The 16,504-nt window shown below is 72.8% G+C and carries 10 protein-coding genes; 7 read left to right on the top strand and 3 right to left on the bottom strand.

What is annotated here, in order from left to right; all coding sequences use genetic code 11:
• The first annotated feature begins 123 nt into the window (after positions 1–123).
• From ABZ016_RS33915 to moeZ, 5 genes are all read left to right on the top strand, one after another.
• Complete coding sequence (locus tag ABZ016_RS33915; protein WP_356920533.1) at positions 124–1,845, top strand: DUF3492 domain-containing protein; 1,722 nt, start codon at positions 124–126, stop codon at positions 1,843–1,845.
• Positions 1,842–3,053 (top strand): hypothetical protein, encoded by a 1,212-nt coding sequence (locus tag ABZ016_RS33910; protein WP_356920532.1) that lies wholly within the window; start codon positions 1,842–1,844, stop codon positions 3,051–3,053. The genes ABZ016_RS33915 and ABZ016_RS33910 overlap by 4 nt, the downstream gene beginning before the upstream one ends.
• Positions 3,054–3,215: 162 nt before the next feature.
• Positions 3,216–4,178, top strand: a complete 963-nt coding sequence (locus tag ABZ016_RS33905) for an NAD-dependent epimerase/dehydratase family protein (RefSeq protein WP_356920531.1) — start codon at positions 3,216–3,218, stop codon at positions 4,176–4,178.
• A complete protein-coding gene (locus ABZ016_RS33900; RefSeq protein WP_356920530.1) occupies positions 4,166–4,915 on the top strand; it encodes a spherulation-specific family 4 protein in 750 nt (249 codons plus the stop codon). Before ABZ016_RS33905 ends, ABZ016_RS33900 begins: the two co-directional genes overlap by 13 nt.
• A 63-nt stretch (positions 4,916–4,978) precedes the next feature.
• A complete protein-coding gene (gene moeZ, locus ABZ016_RS33895; RefSeq protein WP_356920529.1) occupies positions 4,979–6,157 on the top strand; it encodes an adenylyltransferase/sulfurtransferase MoeZ in 1,179 nt (392 codons plus the stop codon).
• A gap of 71 nt (positions 6,158–6,228) precedes the next feature.
• Here the strand turns inward: moeZ and ABZ016_RS33890 are convergent, their stop codons facing one another.
• The 3 genes from ABZ016_RS33890 to ABZ016_RS33880 form a co-directional block, all read right to left on the bottom strand.
• Positions 6,229–7,698, bottom strand: a complete 1,470-nt coding sequence (locus tag ABZ016_RS33890; protein WP_356920528.1) for an alpha/beta hydrolase — start codon at positions 7,696–7,698, stop codon at positions 6,229–6,231.
• A gap of 136 nt (positions 7,699–7,834) precedes the next feature.
• On the bottom strand, positions 7,835–9,382 hold the full coding sequence (locus ABZ016_RS33885) for an alpha/beta hydrolase (protein WP_356920527.1): 1,548 nt from the start codon (positions 9,380–9,382) through the stop codon (positions 7,835–7,837).
• Positions 9,383–9,504: 122 nt separating this feature from the next.
• The gene (locus tag ABZ016_RS33880; RefSeq protein ID WP_356920526.1) at positions 9,505–12,267 is read right to left on the bottom strand and encodes a lysylphosphatidylglycerol synthase transmembrane domain-containing protein; all 2,763 of its coding nucleotides are present in this window, start codon (positions 12,265–12,267) and stop codon (positions 9,505–9,507) included.
• 186 nt (positions 12,268–12,453) lie between these two features.
• Between ABZ016_RS33880 and ABZ016_RS33875 the strand changes: the two genes are divergently transcribed.
• Complete coding sequence (locus tag ABZ016_RS33875) at positions 12,454–12,843, top strand: MGMT family protein (RefSeq protein ID WP_356920525.1); 390 nt, start codon at positions 12,454–12,456, stop codon at positions 12,841–12,843.
• Positions 12,844–13,109: 266 nt separating this feature from the next.
• Positions 13,110–16,424 (top strand): ATP-dependent DNA helicase, encoded by a 3,315-nt coding sequence (locus ABZ016_RS33870; protein ID WP_356920524.1) that lies wholly within the window; start codon positions 13,110–13,112, stop codon positions 16,422–16,424.
• The last annotated feature ends 80 nt before the right edge of the window (positions 16,425–16,504 follow it).

Raw genomic sequence — 16,504 nt, 5'->3', positions numbered from 1 at the left:
CCACGGTGTGGTGCCGCCCCCCCACCCCCGCCCCCCCCACCACCGCCTTGTCCGCATACGTTCTTCCCGCTGCGAGCCGCCGGACAACGGCGGCTCCCCATACGGGAGATCGGGGGTGCACTCGTGCGCATCGGACTGCTGACCGAGGGTGGCTATCCGTACGTGAGCGGTGACGCCAGACTCTGGTGCGACCGGCTGGTGCGCGGGCTCGGACAGCACGAGTTCGACGTCTACGCGCTCAGCCGCAGCGAACACCAGGAGGACGAGGGCTGGATCCCGTTGCCCCCGCATGTCCGCAGGGTGCGCACCGCGCCGCTGTGGATGGCCGAGGACGACGGAGTGGTCCTCGGCCGCCGCGCCCGCCGGCGGTTCACCGACTGCTTCGGCGAACTGGCAACCGTGCTGTGCGGGGGGTCCGGGAGTGTTGCAGCGGCCGCTCAGGGACCTTCCCGGGGGGCGCCGACCCCTGAGGCGGACCGTTTCGCCAACGCTCTGTACGGGCTCGCCGAACTCGCCCGCGAGGAGGGCGGACTGTCCGGAGCGCTCCGCTCCGAGACCGCCGTCCGCGCGCTGGAACGCGCCTGTCGTGCGCCCGGCGCCCACCGCGCGGCACGCGAGGCCCGGGTACCGGACCTGCTCACCGTGGCCACCCGGCTGGAAGGCGCCCTGCGCCCCCTCTCCCTCGACTGGTACGAGGACGACGGGCTGGGCACGGTCGACCTCTGTCACGCCGCGTCCGGCGGCACCGCCGCCCTGCCGGGCCTGCTCGCCCGCCACTTCACCGGTGTGCCCCTGCTGGTGACCGAGTACGGCGTGCGCCTGCGCACCCACTACCTCACCGCCCCGGACTCCCCACCCGCCGTACGGTCCCTGCTGGCGGCCTTCCACAACAGACTCGCGGCCGAGGCCTACGCTCGCGCCGTCCTCGTCACGGCCGGCAACACGCACGCCCGCCGCTGGCAGGAGCGCTGCGGCGCCGACCGCGAGAAGCTCCGCACCGTCTACCCCGGCATGGACGCCCGGCCCTTCGCGGACGTCGGCGAGTCCCCGGAGTGCGCCGACCCGGGCACGCTCGTCTGGGTCGGGCGCGTCGAGCCCGCCAAGGACCTGGTCTCGCTGCTGCACGCCTTCGCGGAGATCCGCAAGCAGGAGCCGGCGACGCGCCTGCGCATCGTCGGAGCGCCCACCGGCCCCGAGGGTGCGGCCTACCTCGGCCACTGCCGGACCCTGGCCGCCCAGCTCTTCCCCGACGAGGCCGACGGCCCGCACGCCGCCGGCGACAACCCGGTGTCCTTCGAGGAGATCGGCGGACCGGAGCTCCCGGCCCGCTCCGACGCCTACGCCTCGGGCGCGGTGACCGTTCTGTCCAGCGTCGTCGAGGGCTTCCCGATCGGCCTCGTCGAGGCCATGCTCTGCGGGCGCGCGACGGTGTCGACCGACGTCGGCGCGGTCGTCGAGGTCATCGGCGGCACGGGCCTCGTCGTACCGCCGCGCAATCCCCGGGCACTCGCCGAGGCGTGCGTGGCGTTGCTGCGCGACCCCGAGCGCCGTGCGCGCCTGGGCGCCGCCGCCCGCGCCCGGGCCCTCGAACTGTTCACGGTCGAGCAGAACATCGAGGCATTTCACGGCATCTACCTCGAGATCGTCTCGCGTACCCCCGTCCGGCGTGTCGTGCTCGACGAGGCGGGGGAGCCGCTTCCCTTCGCCCATCCCGCCGAGTCCCACGTCCCCGTCCGCTGGTCCGCCGCGACACCCCCACACCCCGCTCGCACCACCCCCGGCTGGGCGACGGGCCGGCCCGCACGAGGAACCGGCCCGGTTCCGGCCCCGGAGGGAGCACGATGAACGACCTGGACGAACTGGACCGCCCCGGCGCGTGGGACCCCGGCCGGGAGTCGGCGCCGAGCCCCGAGTCCACAGACCCGGCCGCTGCGGAGAAGCCCGCCGACCGCACACCGTCCGCCACGCGACGTGGTGCCGCCGACCCCGTCAAGGCGCTGATGCACCGCCACCGCGAGCTGTGCGAACGTGCGGTGGACCCCCTCGAGATCGCGGCCGGCCTGGAAGCGCACGGTCTCACCGACCGGACCGCCGCCCGCTTCCGCCACCGGGACGTCTTCTCCCTGGCCGAGGAGATGTTCGCGCGGGTGTCCCGGGACGGGGACGGCCCGCCGCCCGCCACGCCCGACGCCCCACGGGTACGCGCCGGCTGGGTCCTCCTGACGCTCCTGCCCGGAACGCTGTGCGCCGCCGCCGTGACCGCCACACACGTCACCCACGGCCGGTCCCGCCTCTTCGCGGCCGCCGCCGGAGCGCTCGCCGTGGCCCTGGCCCTCCGCGCCGCCTCGCGCCGGGGTCCGCTGAGCCCGACCGACCGCACCAACCCCCGCCGGACCGCCACATGGGTCTGGTGGCTGCTCGTCTACTCCCTCCTGGGCGACGGCCTGCTCCGCGATGCCATCGCCGGAGGCCCCGACGGCCTGCCCACCGGCACGGCCGACGGCCCCTGGCCGCTCACCGCCGCCCCCGTCCTGGCCCTCACCCTGGCCTGCGCGCCCGCGGCCTGGGCAGCCCACCTCTTCACCGCTCGCGCCCGCCGCAAGCTCGGGGCGAGCCGCGGCCTGGAGGACTTCGCCGCCGCCGTACGACCGCTGCTGCTCGGCACCTTCGTCCTGTTCCTGTGCGCCCTGGCGGCCCTGCTCACCCTCTGCACCGCGGTCCTCGACGAACCCGCGGCCTACGCGGAGGTCCTCACCCTCGGCGCCCTCCTCTTCCTGGCCCGCCTCCTCACCACCCACGGCTTCACCTACGCCCCGGCCGTGATCCTCACGGCGACGGCCACCCTCCAGGCGGCCGCCCTCGCCACGGTCTTCGCCTCCCGTCTGCCCGGCTGCGGCTTCCTGGCCACTCCCGCCGAAACCCTCGTCACCACCTGGGGAGCCGGCAGCGTCCCCACCGTCGCCTGCGGAGCGGCCGCCCTGGCCCTCCTGATCCACGCCACCCGCAAGCTGACCAGGGCCTCGGCCCACGCACCCCCGCAGCAGGCGCGGTGACCGCGACTCGCGGGAGAGGAGCCGGGGCCGCCCGCACTCGCCCGAGCCGCCGGCACCCGCACCGCCCTCACCGCCCTGTCAGGCCCGTCCCCTCCCGTCCCCTCCAAGGAGAACCGACATGACCACCCACCCAGGAGCCGCGGCCGCCCCGGGAGCCGCGCGATGAGAGTCCTGCTGATCGGAGCCAACGGCTACATCGGACGCTTCGTCGCCGACCGCCTGCTCGCCGACCCGGCCGTACAGCTCACCGCCCTCGGACGCGGCGACGACGCCGACGTCCGCTTCGACCTCGCCTCCGGCAGCCCGGGCGCCCTCACCCGCTTCCTCGACGCGGTCCACCCGGGAGTCGTCGTCAACTGCGCCGGTGCCACCCGGGGCGGTGCCCGCGAGCTCACCCGCCACAACACCGTCGCCGTGGCCACCGTCTGCGAGGCGCTGCGCCGCAGTGGCTGCGGAGCCCGGCTGGTGCAGATCGGGTGCAGCGCGGAGTACGGCCCCAGCCAGCCCGGCTCCTCCACGGCGGAGGACGCCGTGCCCCGGCCCGGCGGGCCGTACGGCGTCAGCAAACTCGCCGCCACCGAACTCGTCCTCGGCTCCGGTCTGGACGCCGTCGTGCTGCGCGTCTTCTCACCGGCCGGACCCGGCACCCCCGCCGGCTCCCCGCTGGGCCGGCTCGCCGAGGCCATGCGCCGCGCCATGCAGTCCGGCGACGGCGAACTGAAACTCGGCGGGCTCGGCGCACAGCGCGACTTCGTCGACGTCCGCGACGTGGCCCGAGCCGTGCACGCCGCCTCGCTCTCCGCCGCCCAGGGCGTCATCAACATCGGCTCCGGCCGTGCCGTACGCCTCCGTGACGCCGCCGCGGTCCTCGCCCGCGTCGCCGGATACGGCGGTGCCCTCCACGAACTCGACAGTCCTCCCGGCGCCCTGCGCCCGGTCATCGGCCACCCCCGCTCCTCCGACGCGGACCACGCGCCCCCTGTCTCCTTCCCGTACCCGGACGGCTGCGGCAGCTGGCAGCAGGCCGACGTGCGCACCGCGCGTGACCGGCTCGGCTGGCGCCCCCGGATCGGTCTCGAGGAGTCCCTCGCCGACATCTGGATGGAGGCCGCATGCCGCATCTGACCAGCAGACCGCCACGCACCTCCGGTACGGAGCTCAGGTCCGGCGTCGGCGTCCCCGGCTACGCGCATCCCCTGCTCGCCCGCACCGAGTGGGGCGAACTCACCCGGCCCGGCACCCCGCTGCACTGGGTCGTCCTCAACGTGGGCGACGGTCCCGGCGCCCGCCCCGACCCGCACTGCCTGGAGGCGGCCGGCCGTCTGCGCAACGCGGGCGTCCGGGTCCTCGGCCATCTCAGTACCCGGTACGGCACCCGCACCTTCGGCGAACTGATCGGGGACGCCCACCGCTACGTCGACTGGTACAAGGTCGACGGCTTCCTCCTGGACCGCTGCCCGGCCGACCACGTCGGGCTGCCCGAGGTGCGCCGCACGGTCGCCACCCTCCGGGTGATCCGTGACGGTGCCCACATCGTCCTCGGCCACGGCATCCACCCGCATCCGGGCTACGCCGAGCTCGCCGACCAGCTGGTCACCTTCTCCGGCCCGTGGAGCGACTACCGCTGGTCGCAGGTGGCCGAGTGGACCGCCGACCACCCGCCGGAGCGCTTCTGCCACTTCGTCCACGGTGTGCCCCGCGCCCATCTGGAGGAGGCGCTGCGGATCTCCCGCTGGCAGGGCGCCGCGACGATCTACTTCACCGATCGCACGGACTGCGGCGGCCGCACCGACCCCTGGGAGACCATGCCCGGCTACTGGGACGAGATCGTCTCGCAGATCGGAACAGGTGTCTCGGAATGAAAAAGCACATGGCACTGTTACGGGGAGAACAACCGTAGTGATTGACCGACCAACGGAGTCCCCGTGTCGCTGCCACCCCTGGTCGAGCCGGCTTCCGAGCTCACCGTAGACGAGGTCCGCAGGTACTCCCGCCACCTGATCATCCCCGATGTCGGGATGGACGGGCAGAAGCGGCTGAAGAACGCCAAGGTGCTCTGTGTGGGCGCCGGCGGCCTGGGCTCGCCGGCGCTGATGTACCTGGCCGCCGCGGGTGTCGGCACCCTCGGCATCGTGGAGTTCGACGAGGTCGACGAGTCGAACCTGCAGCGCCAGATCATCCACAGCCAGTCCGACATCGGCCGCCCCAAGGCCGAGTCCGCCCGCGACAGCGTCAAGGGCATCAACCCGTACGTGGACGTGATCCTTCACGAGGAGCGGCTCGAGGCCGACAACGTGATGGACATCTTCAGCCAGTACGACCTGATCGTCGACGGCACGGACAACTTCGCGACCCGCTACCTGGTCAATGACGCCTGCGTACTGCTGAACAAGCCGTACGTCTGGGGTTCGATCTACCGCTTCGACGGCCAGGCCTCCGTCTTCTGGTCCGAGCACGGCCCGTGCTACCGGTGCCTCTACCCGGAGCCCCCGCCCCCCGGCATGGTCCCCTCCTGCGCCGAGGGCGGCGTGCTGGGCGTGCTGTGCGCGTCCATCGGCTCGATCCAGGTCAACGAGGCCATCAAGCTGCTCGCCGGCATCGGTGAACCGCTGGTCGGCCGGCTGATGATCTACGACGCCCTGGAGATGCAGTACCGCCAGGTCAAGGTCCGCAAGGACCCGGACTGCGCCGTCTGCGGCGAGAACCCGACCGTCACCGAGCTCATCGACTACGAGGCCTTCTGCGGCGTCGTCTCCGAGGAGGCCCAGGCGGCGGCGGCCGACTCCACGATCACTCCCAAGCAGCTCAAGGAGTGGATCGACGACGGCGAGAGCATCGACATCATCGACGTCCGTGAGCCGAACGAGTACGAGATCGTCTCCATCCCGGGCGCCCGGCTGATCCCGAAGAACGAGTTCCTCATGGGCACCGCCCTGGAGAGCCTCCCGCAGGACAAGAAGATCGTCCTGCACTGCAAGACGGGTGTCCGCAGTGCGGAAGTCCTCGCGGTGCTGAAGTCCGCGGGCTTCTCGGACGCGGTCCATGTCGGCGGCGGCGTGATCGGCTGGGTCAACCAGATCGAGCCGGACAAGCCGGTGTACTGAGCCGGATCCGGCATTCCCTTCCGAGCGGCGGGGGCTTCGCGCACCACGGGTGTCCGAAGCCCCCGCCGTCGTCATGAGCAGACCTTGCCGTCCTTCGGTACCGACCCGTCCAGCAGGTACGCGTCCACCGCGGAGTCGACGCAGTCGCTCCCACTGCCGTAGGCGCCGTGTCCCTCGCCCCGCCAGGTGAGCATCACACCGACGCCCTTGCCCAGCTCGTCGGCCATCCTCCGGGCACCCTCGTACGGGGTGGCCGGGTCGCCCGTGTTGCCGACCACCAGGACCGGTGCCGCCCCGGGGGCGCTCACCTCCGGGGTGTCGTGCTGCCCGGGCACCGGCCAGTCGTGGCACCAGCCGGCCGTGTCCCAGCCGAGGTACCTCCCGAAGACCGGGGAGATCTTCTCGAACTCCGGCAGCCGCTCCTTCGTCTGCGCCGCGGTCGGCCGCTGCCTGTCGTCCAGGCACGATATGACCCGTTGGGCGTGGGTCGTCGTGCCGTACCGCCCCGACGGGTCGCGTTCGTTGTAGCGGTCGGCGAGGGCCAGCAGCTCCGAGCCGTCCCCCCGCTCCGCCGTGTCGAGGGCACTGGTCAGCGTCGGCCAGCTGTCCTTGCTGTACAGCGGCAGGATGATGCCGGTGACCGCGAGCGTCTGGGTCAGCTTCCGCCCGGGCGTGCCGGTCGGCAGGGGCCGGGTGTCGAGCCGCCGCAGCAGATCCGCGATCCTCCGGGTGCCCTCCGCAGGGTCCTGGCCCGTGGACTCGAGGTAGCCGTTCAGCGCGCGCTGGAAGCCCCTGGCCTGGTTCCGGGCGTGCCCGGCGGTGTCGGCGCCCGGGTCGACGACCGCGTCCAGCGTCATCCGGCCCACCTTCTTCGGGAACAGGTGGGCGTACGTGCCGCCCAGTTCCGTGCCGTAGGAGATGCCGAAGTAGTGCATCCTGTCGTCGCCGAGGGCCTCCCTGATGCGGTCCATGTCGCGGGCCGAGTCGGCGGTCGAGACGTGCGCCATCAGCTTTCCGGCGTCCTTCTGACAGCCCTTCCCGAAGTCCTTGGCGTCCTCGAAGTACGCCTTCTCCTCGGCGGGTGTGTCCGGGGTGACGTCCACCGACTCGGCCGCCTGGATCTCCTTGTCGCCGCGGCAGCGCACCCCCTCGCTGGCGCCGACCCCGCGCGGGTCCCAGCTCACCAGGTCGTACCGCTCGTGGAGCTTGGAGACGGTCGGGGCGTACGACGGCATCATGGACACGCCCGAGGCGCCGGGGCCGCCGAAGTTGAACAGCAGCGAGCCGGCGCGGTCGTCGCCGCGGGCCTTGGCGCGGATCAGTGCCAGCCCGATCGTGTCGCCGTTCGGTTCGGACCAGTCCAGCGGCACCTTCAGCGTCGCGCACTGCCAGTCGCTGCTCGGCGCCGGGGCGTCGGAGGTGGCCTCGCAGCGGCCCCAGGAGAGGCCACCGCTCTTGTCGTCGGACGCGTCACCGCTGCATCCCGCGGCCAGCAGGGCCGGGGCGACCGCCAGAGCGGTCCACCGTAGAAAACGCGACATGTGCCCATCCCCCCTCGCAGGCCGTCCGCACCGTGCCGCGGATGGCGGTCAGGCCATGGTAGGCAGATGCGGCGTCAGCCGTTGCGGCCTGTGGATAACCTTCTGACCTGCGCCTTTGCTGGGAGAGCGGTTGTGCTCAGGTGCAGACCGTCCCCGACGGCGGCACCTTCCCGTCCAGCAGATAGCCGTCCACCGCGCTCCGTACGCACTTGTTCTTGCTGTCGTAGGCGCCGTGGCCCTGCCCCCGGTACGTCAACTCGACACCGACACCCTTGCCCAGCGCGTCCACCATCTTCCGCGCGCCCTCGTACGGGGTGGCCGGGTCGCCGGTGTTGCCGACGACCAGGATCGGCGCCGAGCCCGGCGCGCTCACGGTCGGATGGTCGGCGGCGCCCGCCACGGCCCAGTCGGTGCAGCCGATCATGCCCCAGGCCAGGAAGTCGCCGAACGTGTCGGACGCGGCCCGGAATTCGGGCAGCTTCTGCTCCACGTAGGCGGTGTCGTACCGCGGTTTGGCGTCGGCGCAGCTGATGGCGGTGTGGGCGGCGGTCGAGTTGTCGTACTCCCCGTTCTCACTGCGCCCGTTCATCGAGTCCGACAGCGACAGCAGGACGCTGCCGTCGCCGTCGTACGCCTGCTGCAGGCCGTCGGTCAGGTACTGCCAGAAGTCCTTCGAGTACAGCGCCTGTGCGATGCCGTTGGTCGCCGCGGTCTGGGTCAGCTCGCGTGGGAAGACGCCCGGGATCGGTTGGCGGTCGAGGTCCTTCAGCAGCTTGGCGATACGGTCCTTCACGTCCTGCGCGCTGTCGCCGATGGGGCACTCCTCGGTCTTCGACACGCAGTCCTCGGCGAAGTTGTCGAGCGCCAGCTGGAAGCCCCTGGCCTGTCCGAGCGAGCCCTGCTCGGGGTCCTGCGAGGGATCGACGACGGCGTCGAACACGGCGCGGCCGACCCGCTTCGGGAACAGATGGGCGTAGACGCCGCCGAGTTCGGTGCCGTAGGAGAAGCCGAAGTAGTTCAGCTTGTCGTCGCCCAGGACCTGGCGCATCAGGTCCAGGTCGCGGGCCGCGTCGGTGGTGCGCACGTGCGGCAGCACCTTCCCGGAGTTCTCCTCGCAGGCGTCGTTGAAGTCCTTGGTGCCGTCGACGAGGTCGGTGCGTTCGGTGGCGGTGTCGGGGGTCGCGTCCTGCTGGAAGTACGCGTCGAGCTGCTGGTCGTTCTCGCAGAGCACGGGGGCGCTGCGGCCCACTCCGCGTGGGTCGAAGCTGACCAGGTCGTAGCGGGTGCGCAGGGTCTCGTAGCCGTCGGCGAAGGAGGGCAGGGTGGTGACGCCCGAGCCGCCGGGACCGCCGAAGTTGAAGATCAGCGAGCCGATGCGCTCGCTCCCCTTGCCGCTGCTCCTGACCCGGATCAGCTCGAGGTCGATCGTGTCGCCCTTGGGGTCGTTCCAGTCGAGGGGCGCCTTCATGGTGGCGCACTGCCACTCGCCGCCGTGCGGCAGCGGAGAGGGCGAGGTGCCTCCGCCCTGGGCCTCGTCCGGCGCCGGGCAGGCCTTCCAGTTCAGCTCCTGCTGGGTGAGGTCCTCGTCCTTGGCGCCGTCGTCACCGCAACCCCCCAGCCCGATGGACAGCAGCACGGCGGTGGCGGTCAGGGCGGCGGCGCGCAGCCGGAGGAGGCGTGGCATGGTTCCATCCTGCGGCGGTACGGAGCCGGATGCGCGGGACGCGTGCCGTACGAGGTAAGAGGGGCTGATGTGGCCGAAAGGCCTGCTCTCCGGCCTGCACGGTGGCCCGTGGGCAAGCCCTGTCAGAGGGCCTGCTTGCGAGTCAGATGGTTGAAGGCAAGCCAGCCCGGCAGCACCGGAATCCACAGGGTCAGCAGCCGGAACAGCAGGACGGCCGGTGCCGCGACCTCCTTCGGAAGTCCGACGGCGATCAGACCGACCGTCAGAGTCGCCTCGACCGCGCCCACGCCACCCGGTGTCGGAGCCGCGGATCCCAGCGCGTTGCCCGCCAGGAACACGACGGCGACGCTGGCGATGCTGATCGAGGTGGAGTCGTCGCCGAACGCGCGGATCGACGCGTCCAGGCACATCACGAAGCAGGCGGTCAGCAGCAGCATGCCGCCGATGCCGGTGACCAGCTTCTGCGGCCGCTGGAGCACGTCCAGCATGCGCGGTACGACACCGGCGAACAGCGACCTCACCCGCGTGACGACGAACTTCCGCAGGAACGGCACCGAGGTGACCACGAGCACGAGCACCGCCACCGTCAGCAGGCCGGCGATGACCGTCCGGGACGGCGACAGCGACGGGGTCTTCTCGGTTCCGGTCAGATAGCCGAAGGCCAGCAGCATCAGGATGTGGCAGCCGAGCCCGAACAGCTGTGACGCGCCGACACTCGCCACCGCGAGCCCCGGCCGCACTCCCGCGCGCTGGAGGAAGCGCGTGTTGAGCGCGACACCGCCCACCGCGGCCGGTGCGACGATCTTCACGAACGACCCGGCGACCTGCGCCGCCACGGTCCGCAGGAACGGCACCCGCTCCGGTACGAAGCCCAGCAGTGCCATCGCCGCCGCCACATAGCTGCCCATCGAGAACAGCACGGCCGCGGCGACCCAGCCCCACTCGGCGTTCGAGATGAGAGGCCCGAACTCGATGTGCGTGAGCTGCGTCAGCAGGAAGTACGCGCCGATCGCGCCGGCGATGAAACTGATCAGGGTGCGCGGCCGCACCCGCTCGAGCCGGGCCGGTTCGACCGGAGCCTGCGGCCTGATCAGCAGCACCTGGTGCCGGATCTGCGAGAGCAGGTCCTCCTCGCGCGCCTCCTCCAGGGCCTCGTCGATGGCCCGTTTCTCGGCCCGCTGCTCCGCCCGTACGGCCTTCTTGTCGTGCTTCTTGTCGGCCTTGTCCAAGACCGGTGGGGTGTCATCGTCCGAGGCCTCCTCCAGGCGGGCCTGTTTGGTCTGCCGGGACGCCTCCAGGACCGCCTCGCGCTCGCGCTGTGCCCGCTCCCGGGCCAGTCGGCGCAGCGTCGCGCGCGTGGAGCGGCTGAGGGCGATGGGCTGGAGCATCGGCAGACAGTCCGCCACCGCGTCGGGCCCGAGCACCCCCACCGCCGAGGCGACCGTCCGCTCGGCGCCCACCCGCAGGCCGAGGGTCACCAGCAGCTGGGAGACGTCCATGCGCAGCAGCAGATCACCGGCCGCGATCTCGCCGACGCGCAGGTCGGTGAGGATCACCGTGCCGGAACGATCCACCAGAATCGCGTCGCCCACCAGCCTGCGGTGCGCGATACGCCGGGACTGGAGCGCCTCCACCTGGTGCCAGGTGTCGCGCAGCAGGTCGTCGGTGATCTCCTCGTCCGGGAGCGAGTCGAGGGTGCGCCCGCCGCTGTGCTCGTAGACGAGCATCACCGCGTCGGGGCCGAGCTCCGAGGTGGCGATCAGCTTGGGCGCGTTGGCGCCGGCCGCGATGGCCGCGTACGCCAGCAGCGCCTCCTGCTCCAGGGCCTGCCGCAGCGACTGGAGACTGCTGCGGGTGGCGAAGCCGCGCAGGGTCAGGTTGCGCCAGGCGCGGTAGAAGAAGCCCTGGGCCTGCTGCTCCCGGTCGACGACCGTCACGTCCAGCGGCGGGCCGTCCTCGAGCGTGACGAAGTAGCGGCGGCCCCGGTCGCCGGTGTCCGGGTTGTCCGAGGTGTCCTCGCGGGACGCGCTGACCGGGCGGAATCCGACGGTCCGCAGGCCCGCCATCAGCGTCTGCCCGGTGGGCCGGACATTGGGCGAGCCGACCGCGTACAGCGTGCCGTAGGCCACGGTCCAGCCGATCAGCACGGTCAGGATGATCGAGAACGGTGTCGTGTACCCGGTGACGAGCATGGAGAAGGCGTCGAGGAGCAGCACGACCCACAGCACGGCGCGCCAGCGGGGTCTGCGGGACATGCCGACGGCCGTCATGTACGCGATGACCGGCGCCAGATAGCCGTGCACGGGGTCGGTCAGCGCGTGGACGTCGCCGGGGGAGGGCTGGGTGAGCGCCTCCTGGATCGAGTCGGGGGCGGCGCGGGCCACCCACAGGTCGGTGGCGAGGGTCACGCCGTGTGCGAGGACCGCCGCGAGCACGCCGTCGGCGATCCGCAGCCCGTCCCGTTTGATCAGCCGCTCGATGGCGAAGGCGACCGGAACCAGCAGGATCGCGATGCTGGAGGCCAGTCCCGCGATCTTGATGAGCAGGTCGGGTGCCTGCCCGGTGCCCTTGTTGATGTCCTGTTCGAGGCCCGAGGTGGTGCCGTGCGCGAACGCGGCGATCCCGATGAGCACCGCGACGGCGAGCACGCCCACCAGCAGCCGCATCAGATCGGACGGGCGGTGCACGCGCGCGGGGAGCAGCGGTTCGTCGCCCTCCACCTCGTCGATCTGCACGATGTCCGGTTCCCCGGAGACCGGCTGTTCCCCGGAGACCGGCCGGGCCTGCTTCCCGCCCGCCTTCGAGCCGTCGTCCGGCGTGTCCGGGCGCGACGCAGCGTCAGAGGTGCCCTCCGTGTCGTCCGGCTGCGCACCCTGCTGCTTCATGGTCTCTTCTTGGTCTCGTATCACCGGTCACCGCCCGCACGATGGTGGCATGCCGCACCGACACACGGGGGCATCAGGGTGCACATGCGGGGGCGGACAGTCTGCCCGACGTACTCCTGCCGGGCGAGGCGAACGCTCCGGAGCACGCGCGGCCCGTTGTCGGTGGGGTGGGGCAGGATGGGGCGGATGAGTGAGCGGAGCCCTGAGGGGGGCCGGTACGAGGACGAGGCCGCGGAGGCGCTGCCCGCGTACGCCGAGCGGGTCCTGGACGTGGCCGAGCTGATCCCGCCGGGTCGTGTCATGACTTACGGGGACGTCGCCGAGTGGCTCGAGGAGGGCGGCCCACGCCAGGTCGGCCGCGTCATGGCCCTGTACGGGGGAGCCGTGCCGTGGTGGCGCGTCGTCCGCGCGGACGGCGTCCTGCTCCCGGGGCACGAACAGCGGGCGCTCGGGCACTACCGCGAGGAGGGCACGCCCCTGAAGCAGGCGAGCCGGGCCGCCGAGGGCCATCTGCCCCGCCTCGACATGAGACGGGCGCGCTGGGACGGCGGCGAACGCGCGGAGGGTCACACCTGACAGCTTCCGGCATCGCACGCCCCCTCGTGTGACCCGTGATCCGGACGGGGGAATCGGGGCACAGGAGCGACATGACGTACGTTCGTGAGACGAGGGGCGCGAGTGCCATGAGGGCCGCGAGTGACTGGCGGGAAGAAGGGGAAGCCCTGCTTCCGCCTCATCCGCCGGCGTAGCGTCGGCCGCACGCGTCCCCGTCACCCCGCGGTCACCGCCCGCAACGCGCGGTGGCCCGCCAACCAGCACTTCCACCAGGACCGGCGAACCACGTGAGCTCCTCTTCCTCCACCAGCGGCCTGTCGCACCCCCGGGTGCGGCGGGGGAACCGTGGCGCTTACCGACTGGTACGTACCCCTCCTGCCCGAGTGGATCCCCCTCTTTTGGACGCCGCGCAGCGCTCCGTGGTTGACCACACCACCGGACCGCTGCTCGTCCTCGCGGGTCCGGGCACCGGAAAGACCACCACGCTCGTCGAGTCGGTGACCGAGCGCATCGCCCGCGGCGGGGACCCCGAGCGCGTCCTGGTCCTCACCTTCAGCCGCAGGGCGGCCGTCGAGCTCCGCGACCGCATGGCCCTGCGGACCGGGGCGGCCCGCGCTCCCCAGGCGACCACCTTCCACTCGTTCTGCTACGCCCTGGTCCGCGCCCACCAGGACAGCGACCTGTTCGTGGAACCGATGCGGCTGCTGTCCGGCCCCGAGCAGGACGTCTCGGTGCGGGAGCTGCTCGCCGGCCAGGTCGACCTGGAACGGCTCGGGGCGGCGAACGTGCGCTGGCCGGACGAACTGCGCGCCTGCCTGACCACGCGCGGATTCGCCGACGAGGTCCGCGCGGTCCTCGCCCGCACCCGTGAACTCGGCCTGGGCCCCGACGCCCTGGACGCCTTCGCCCGCCGCACGGGACGCCCCGACTGGCGCGCCGCCGCCGCCTTCCTCGCCGAGTACCTCGACGTGCTCGACCTCCAGGGCGTCCTCGACTACGCGGAACTCGTCCACCGCGCGGTGCTCCTGGCCCGCCGGCCCGAGGTCGCCGCCTGGCTCGCCGCCCGGTACGACGCCGTCTACGTCGACGAGTACCAGGACACCGATCCCGCTCAGGTACGGCTCCTGCACGCCCTGGCCGGCGGGGGCCGCACCCTAGTCGCCTTCGGCGACCCCGACCAGTCGATCTACACGTTCCGCGGGGCGGACGTGAACGGCATCCTCGACTTCCCGCACGCCTTCCCGCGCGCGGACGGCCGCCCCGCCCCCGTCGCCGTGCTGCGCACGTCCCGCCGCTCCGGCGCCGCCCTGCTGGCCGCCACCCGCCTGCTGACCCAGCGCATGCCGCTGACCCGGCTGCCCGCCGAGAAGGTGCGCGCCCACCGCGAACTCGTGCCCGTCCGGGACGGCGGCCGGGTCGAGGCGTACACGTACCCCACGTCCGGCACGGAACTGGACAACATCGCCGACATCCTCCGCAGGGCCCACCTGGAGGACGGCGTCCCGTGGAGCGAGATGGCCGTCCTGGTACGCGCCGGTTCCCGCACCGTCCCGGCGGTCCGCCGCGCCCTCACGGCGGCCGGCGTCCCCGTGGAGGTGGACGGCGACGACGTACCGTTGCGCCACGAACCCGCGGTGGCACCGCTGCTGACGGCGTTGCGGGCGGTGGCGACGGCCGAGGCCTCGGGGGCCGAGGGCGCGGCGGCTCCCGGGGAGTCCGAGCCGGCCTCCTGGCTCGGCACCGAGACCGCCCTCACCCTGCTCACCTCACCGCTCGCCGGCATGGACGCCGCCGACCTGCGCCGTCTCGGCAGGGCCCTGCGGGACGAGGAGCGGGCCGCGGGCAACGCGCTGCCGCCGCCCTCCGACGTACTGCTCGCCCGGGCACTCGCCGAGCCGGAGCGCCTCGCCGTGCACGACCCCACCTACGCGCGCGGCGCCCAGCGCCTCGGCGCGTTGCTGCGCAAGGCCCGTGAGCGGCTGGCCGGCGGCGGTACGGCCGAGGAGGCGCTGTGGGACTTGTGGGAGGGCACACCGTGGCCCGCGCGGCTGGAGCGGGCCGCCCGGCGGAGCGGCGCGGCCGGGCGCAACGCGGACCGCGACCTGGACGCCGTCTGCGCGCTGTTCGCGACCGCGGCCCGGGCCGAGGAGCGCACCGGCGGCCGGGGCACCCTCAACTTCCTCGAGGAGATCGAGGCCGAGGACATCGCCGCCGACACCCTCACCCGGCGTGCCGTACGCCCCGACGCCGTCCGCCTGATGACCGCACACCGCTCCAAGGGCCTGGAATGGCGCCTGGTGGTCGTCGCGGGCGTCCAGGAGGGTCTCTGGCCGGACCTGCGCCGCCGCGGCTCCCTCCTGGAGGCCGACCGCATCGGCCGCGACGGACTCGCCGAACCCCTCACCCCGGGCGCGCTGCTCGCCGAGGAGCGCCGCCTGTTCTACGTGGCCGCCACACGCGCGCGTGAACGTCTCGTCGTCACCGCGGTCAAGGCCCCCGCGGACGACGGCGACCAGCCTTCCCGCTTCCTGACCGAGCTCGGCGTCGAACCCGGGGACGTCACGGGACGCCCCCGCCGCCCGCTGTCCGTCGCGGCGCTCGTCGCCGAACTGCGCGCCACCACGGTCGACCCGCGCGTCTCCGGCGCCCTCCGGGAGGCCGCCGCCCGCCGCCTCGCCCGGCTCGCCGCCCTCGCCGACGAGGACGGCCGCCCCCTGGTGCCGTCCGCGCACCCCTACCGCTGGTGGGGCATGTTCGAGCCGACCGAGTCCAAGGTGCCGCTGCGCGACCGCGACCAGCCCGTCGTGCTCTCCGGCAGCGCCCTCGACCAGCTCGCCAACACCTGCGCCCTCCAGTGGTTCCTGGGCCGCGAGGTGAAGGCCGACGCGCCCGCGACCGCCGCCCAGGGCTTCGGCAACGTCGTGCACGTCCTCGCCGACGAGGTCGCCTCCGGGCACACCCCGGCCGACCTCTCCGTCCTCATGGAACGCCTCGACTCGGTGTGGAACGCCCTGGCCTTCGACGCGCCGTGGAAGTCGGACCAGGAGAAGGACAACGCGCGCGTGGCGCTCGAACGGTTCCTGCGGTGGCACGTCATGGACCGCACCGGCCGCACCCCGGTCGCCAGCGAGCACGACTTCGACGTCACCCTCGACGCGGGCGACTACCAGGTGCGCATCCGCGGCCAGATGGACCGGGTCGAGGCGGACGGCGACGGCCGCGCCTACGTGGTCGACTTCAAGACCGGCAAGCAGGCGCCCACCGGCAAGGAGGTGGAGCGGCATCCACAGCTCGCCGTCTACCAGCTGGCCGTCCGCGAGGGCGCCGTCGACGACGCCTTCGACGGGGTGCGCCCCGAACCCGGAGGCGCCGAACTCGTCCACCTCCGGCAGGGCGCGGCCAAGCGCGACGGCGGCGAGACCCTCCCCAAGGTGCAGGCCCAGGAGCCGCTGGAGGGGGAGTGGGTCGGCGACCTGCTCGCCACCGCCGCCGGCAAGGTCCTCGACGAGCGGTTCACGCCGACCGCCGGGCAGCACTGCACGCACTGCGCCTTCCGGGCCTCGTGCAGCGCACGGCAGGAGGGCCGTCATGTCGTCGAGTGAGGTGTCGAGTGAGGTATCGCACCACCCGTGGTGACCTGCGCTTCCTCTGTCCCGGAAGCCGATCCGGCCACCACTGTCAG

It is taken from the genome of Streptomyces sp. NPDC006372, from assembly GCF_040612515.1.
Classification (GTDB): Bacteria; Actinomycetota; Actinomycetes; order Streptomycetales; family Streptomycetaceae; genus Streptomyces.
Note: the sequence above shows the minus strand (reverse complement) of the source record. Positions and strands in the feature narration are given on the sequence as shown.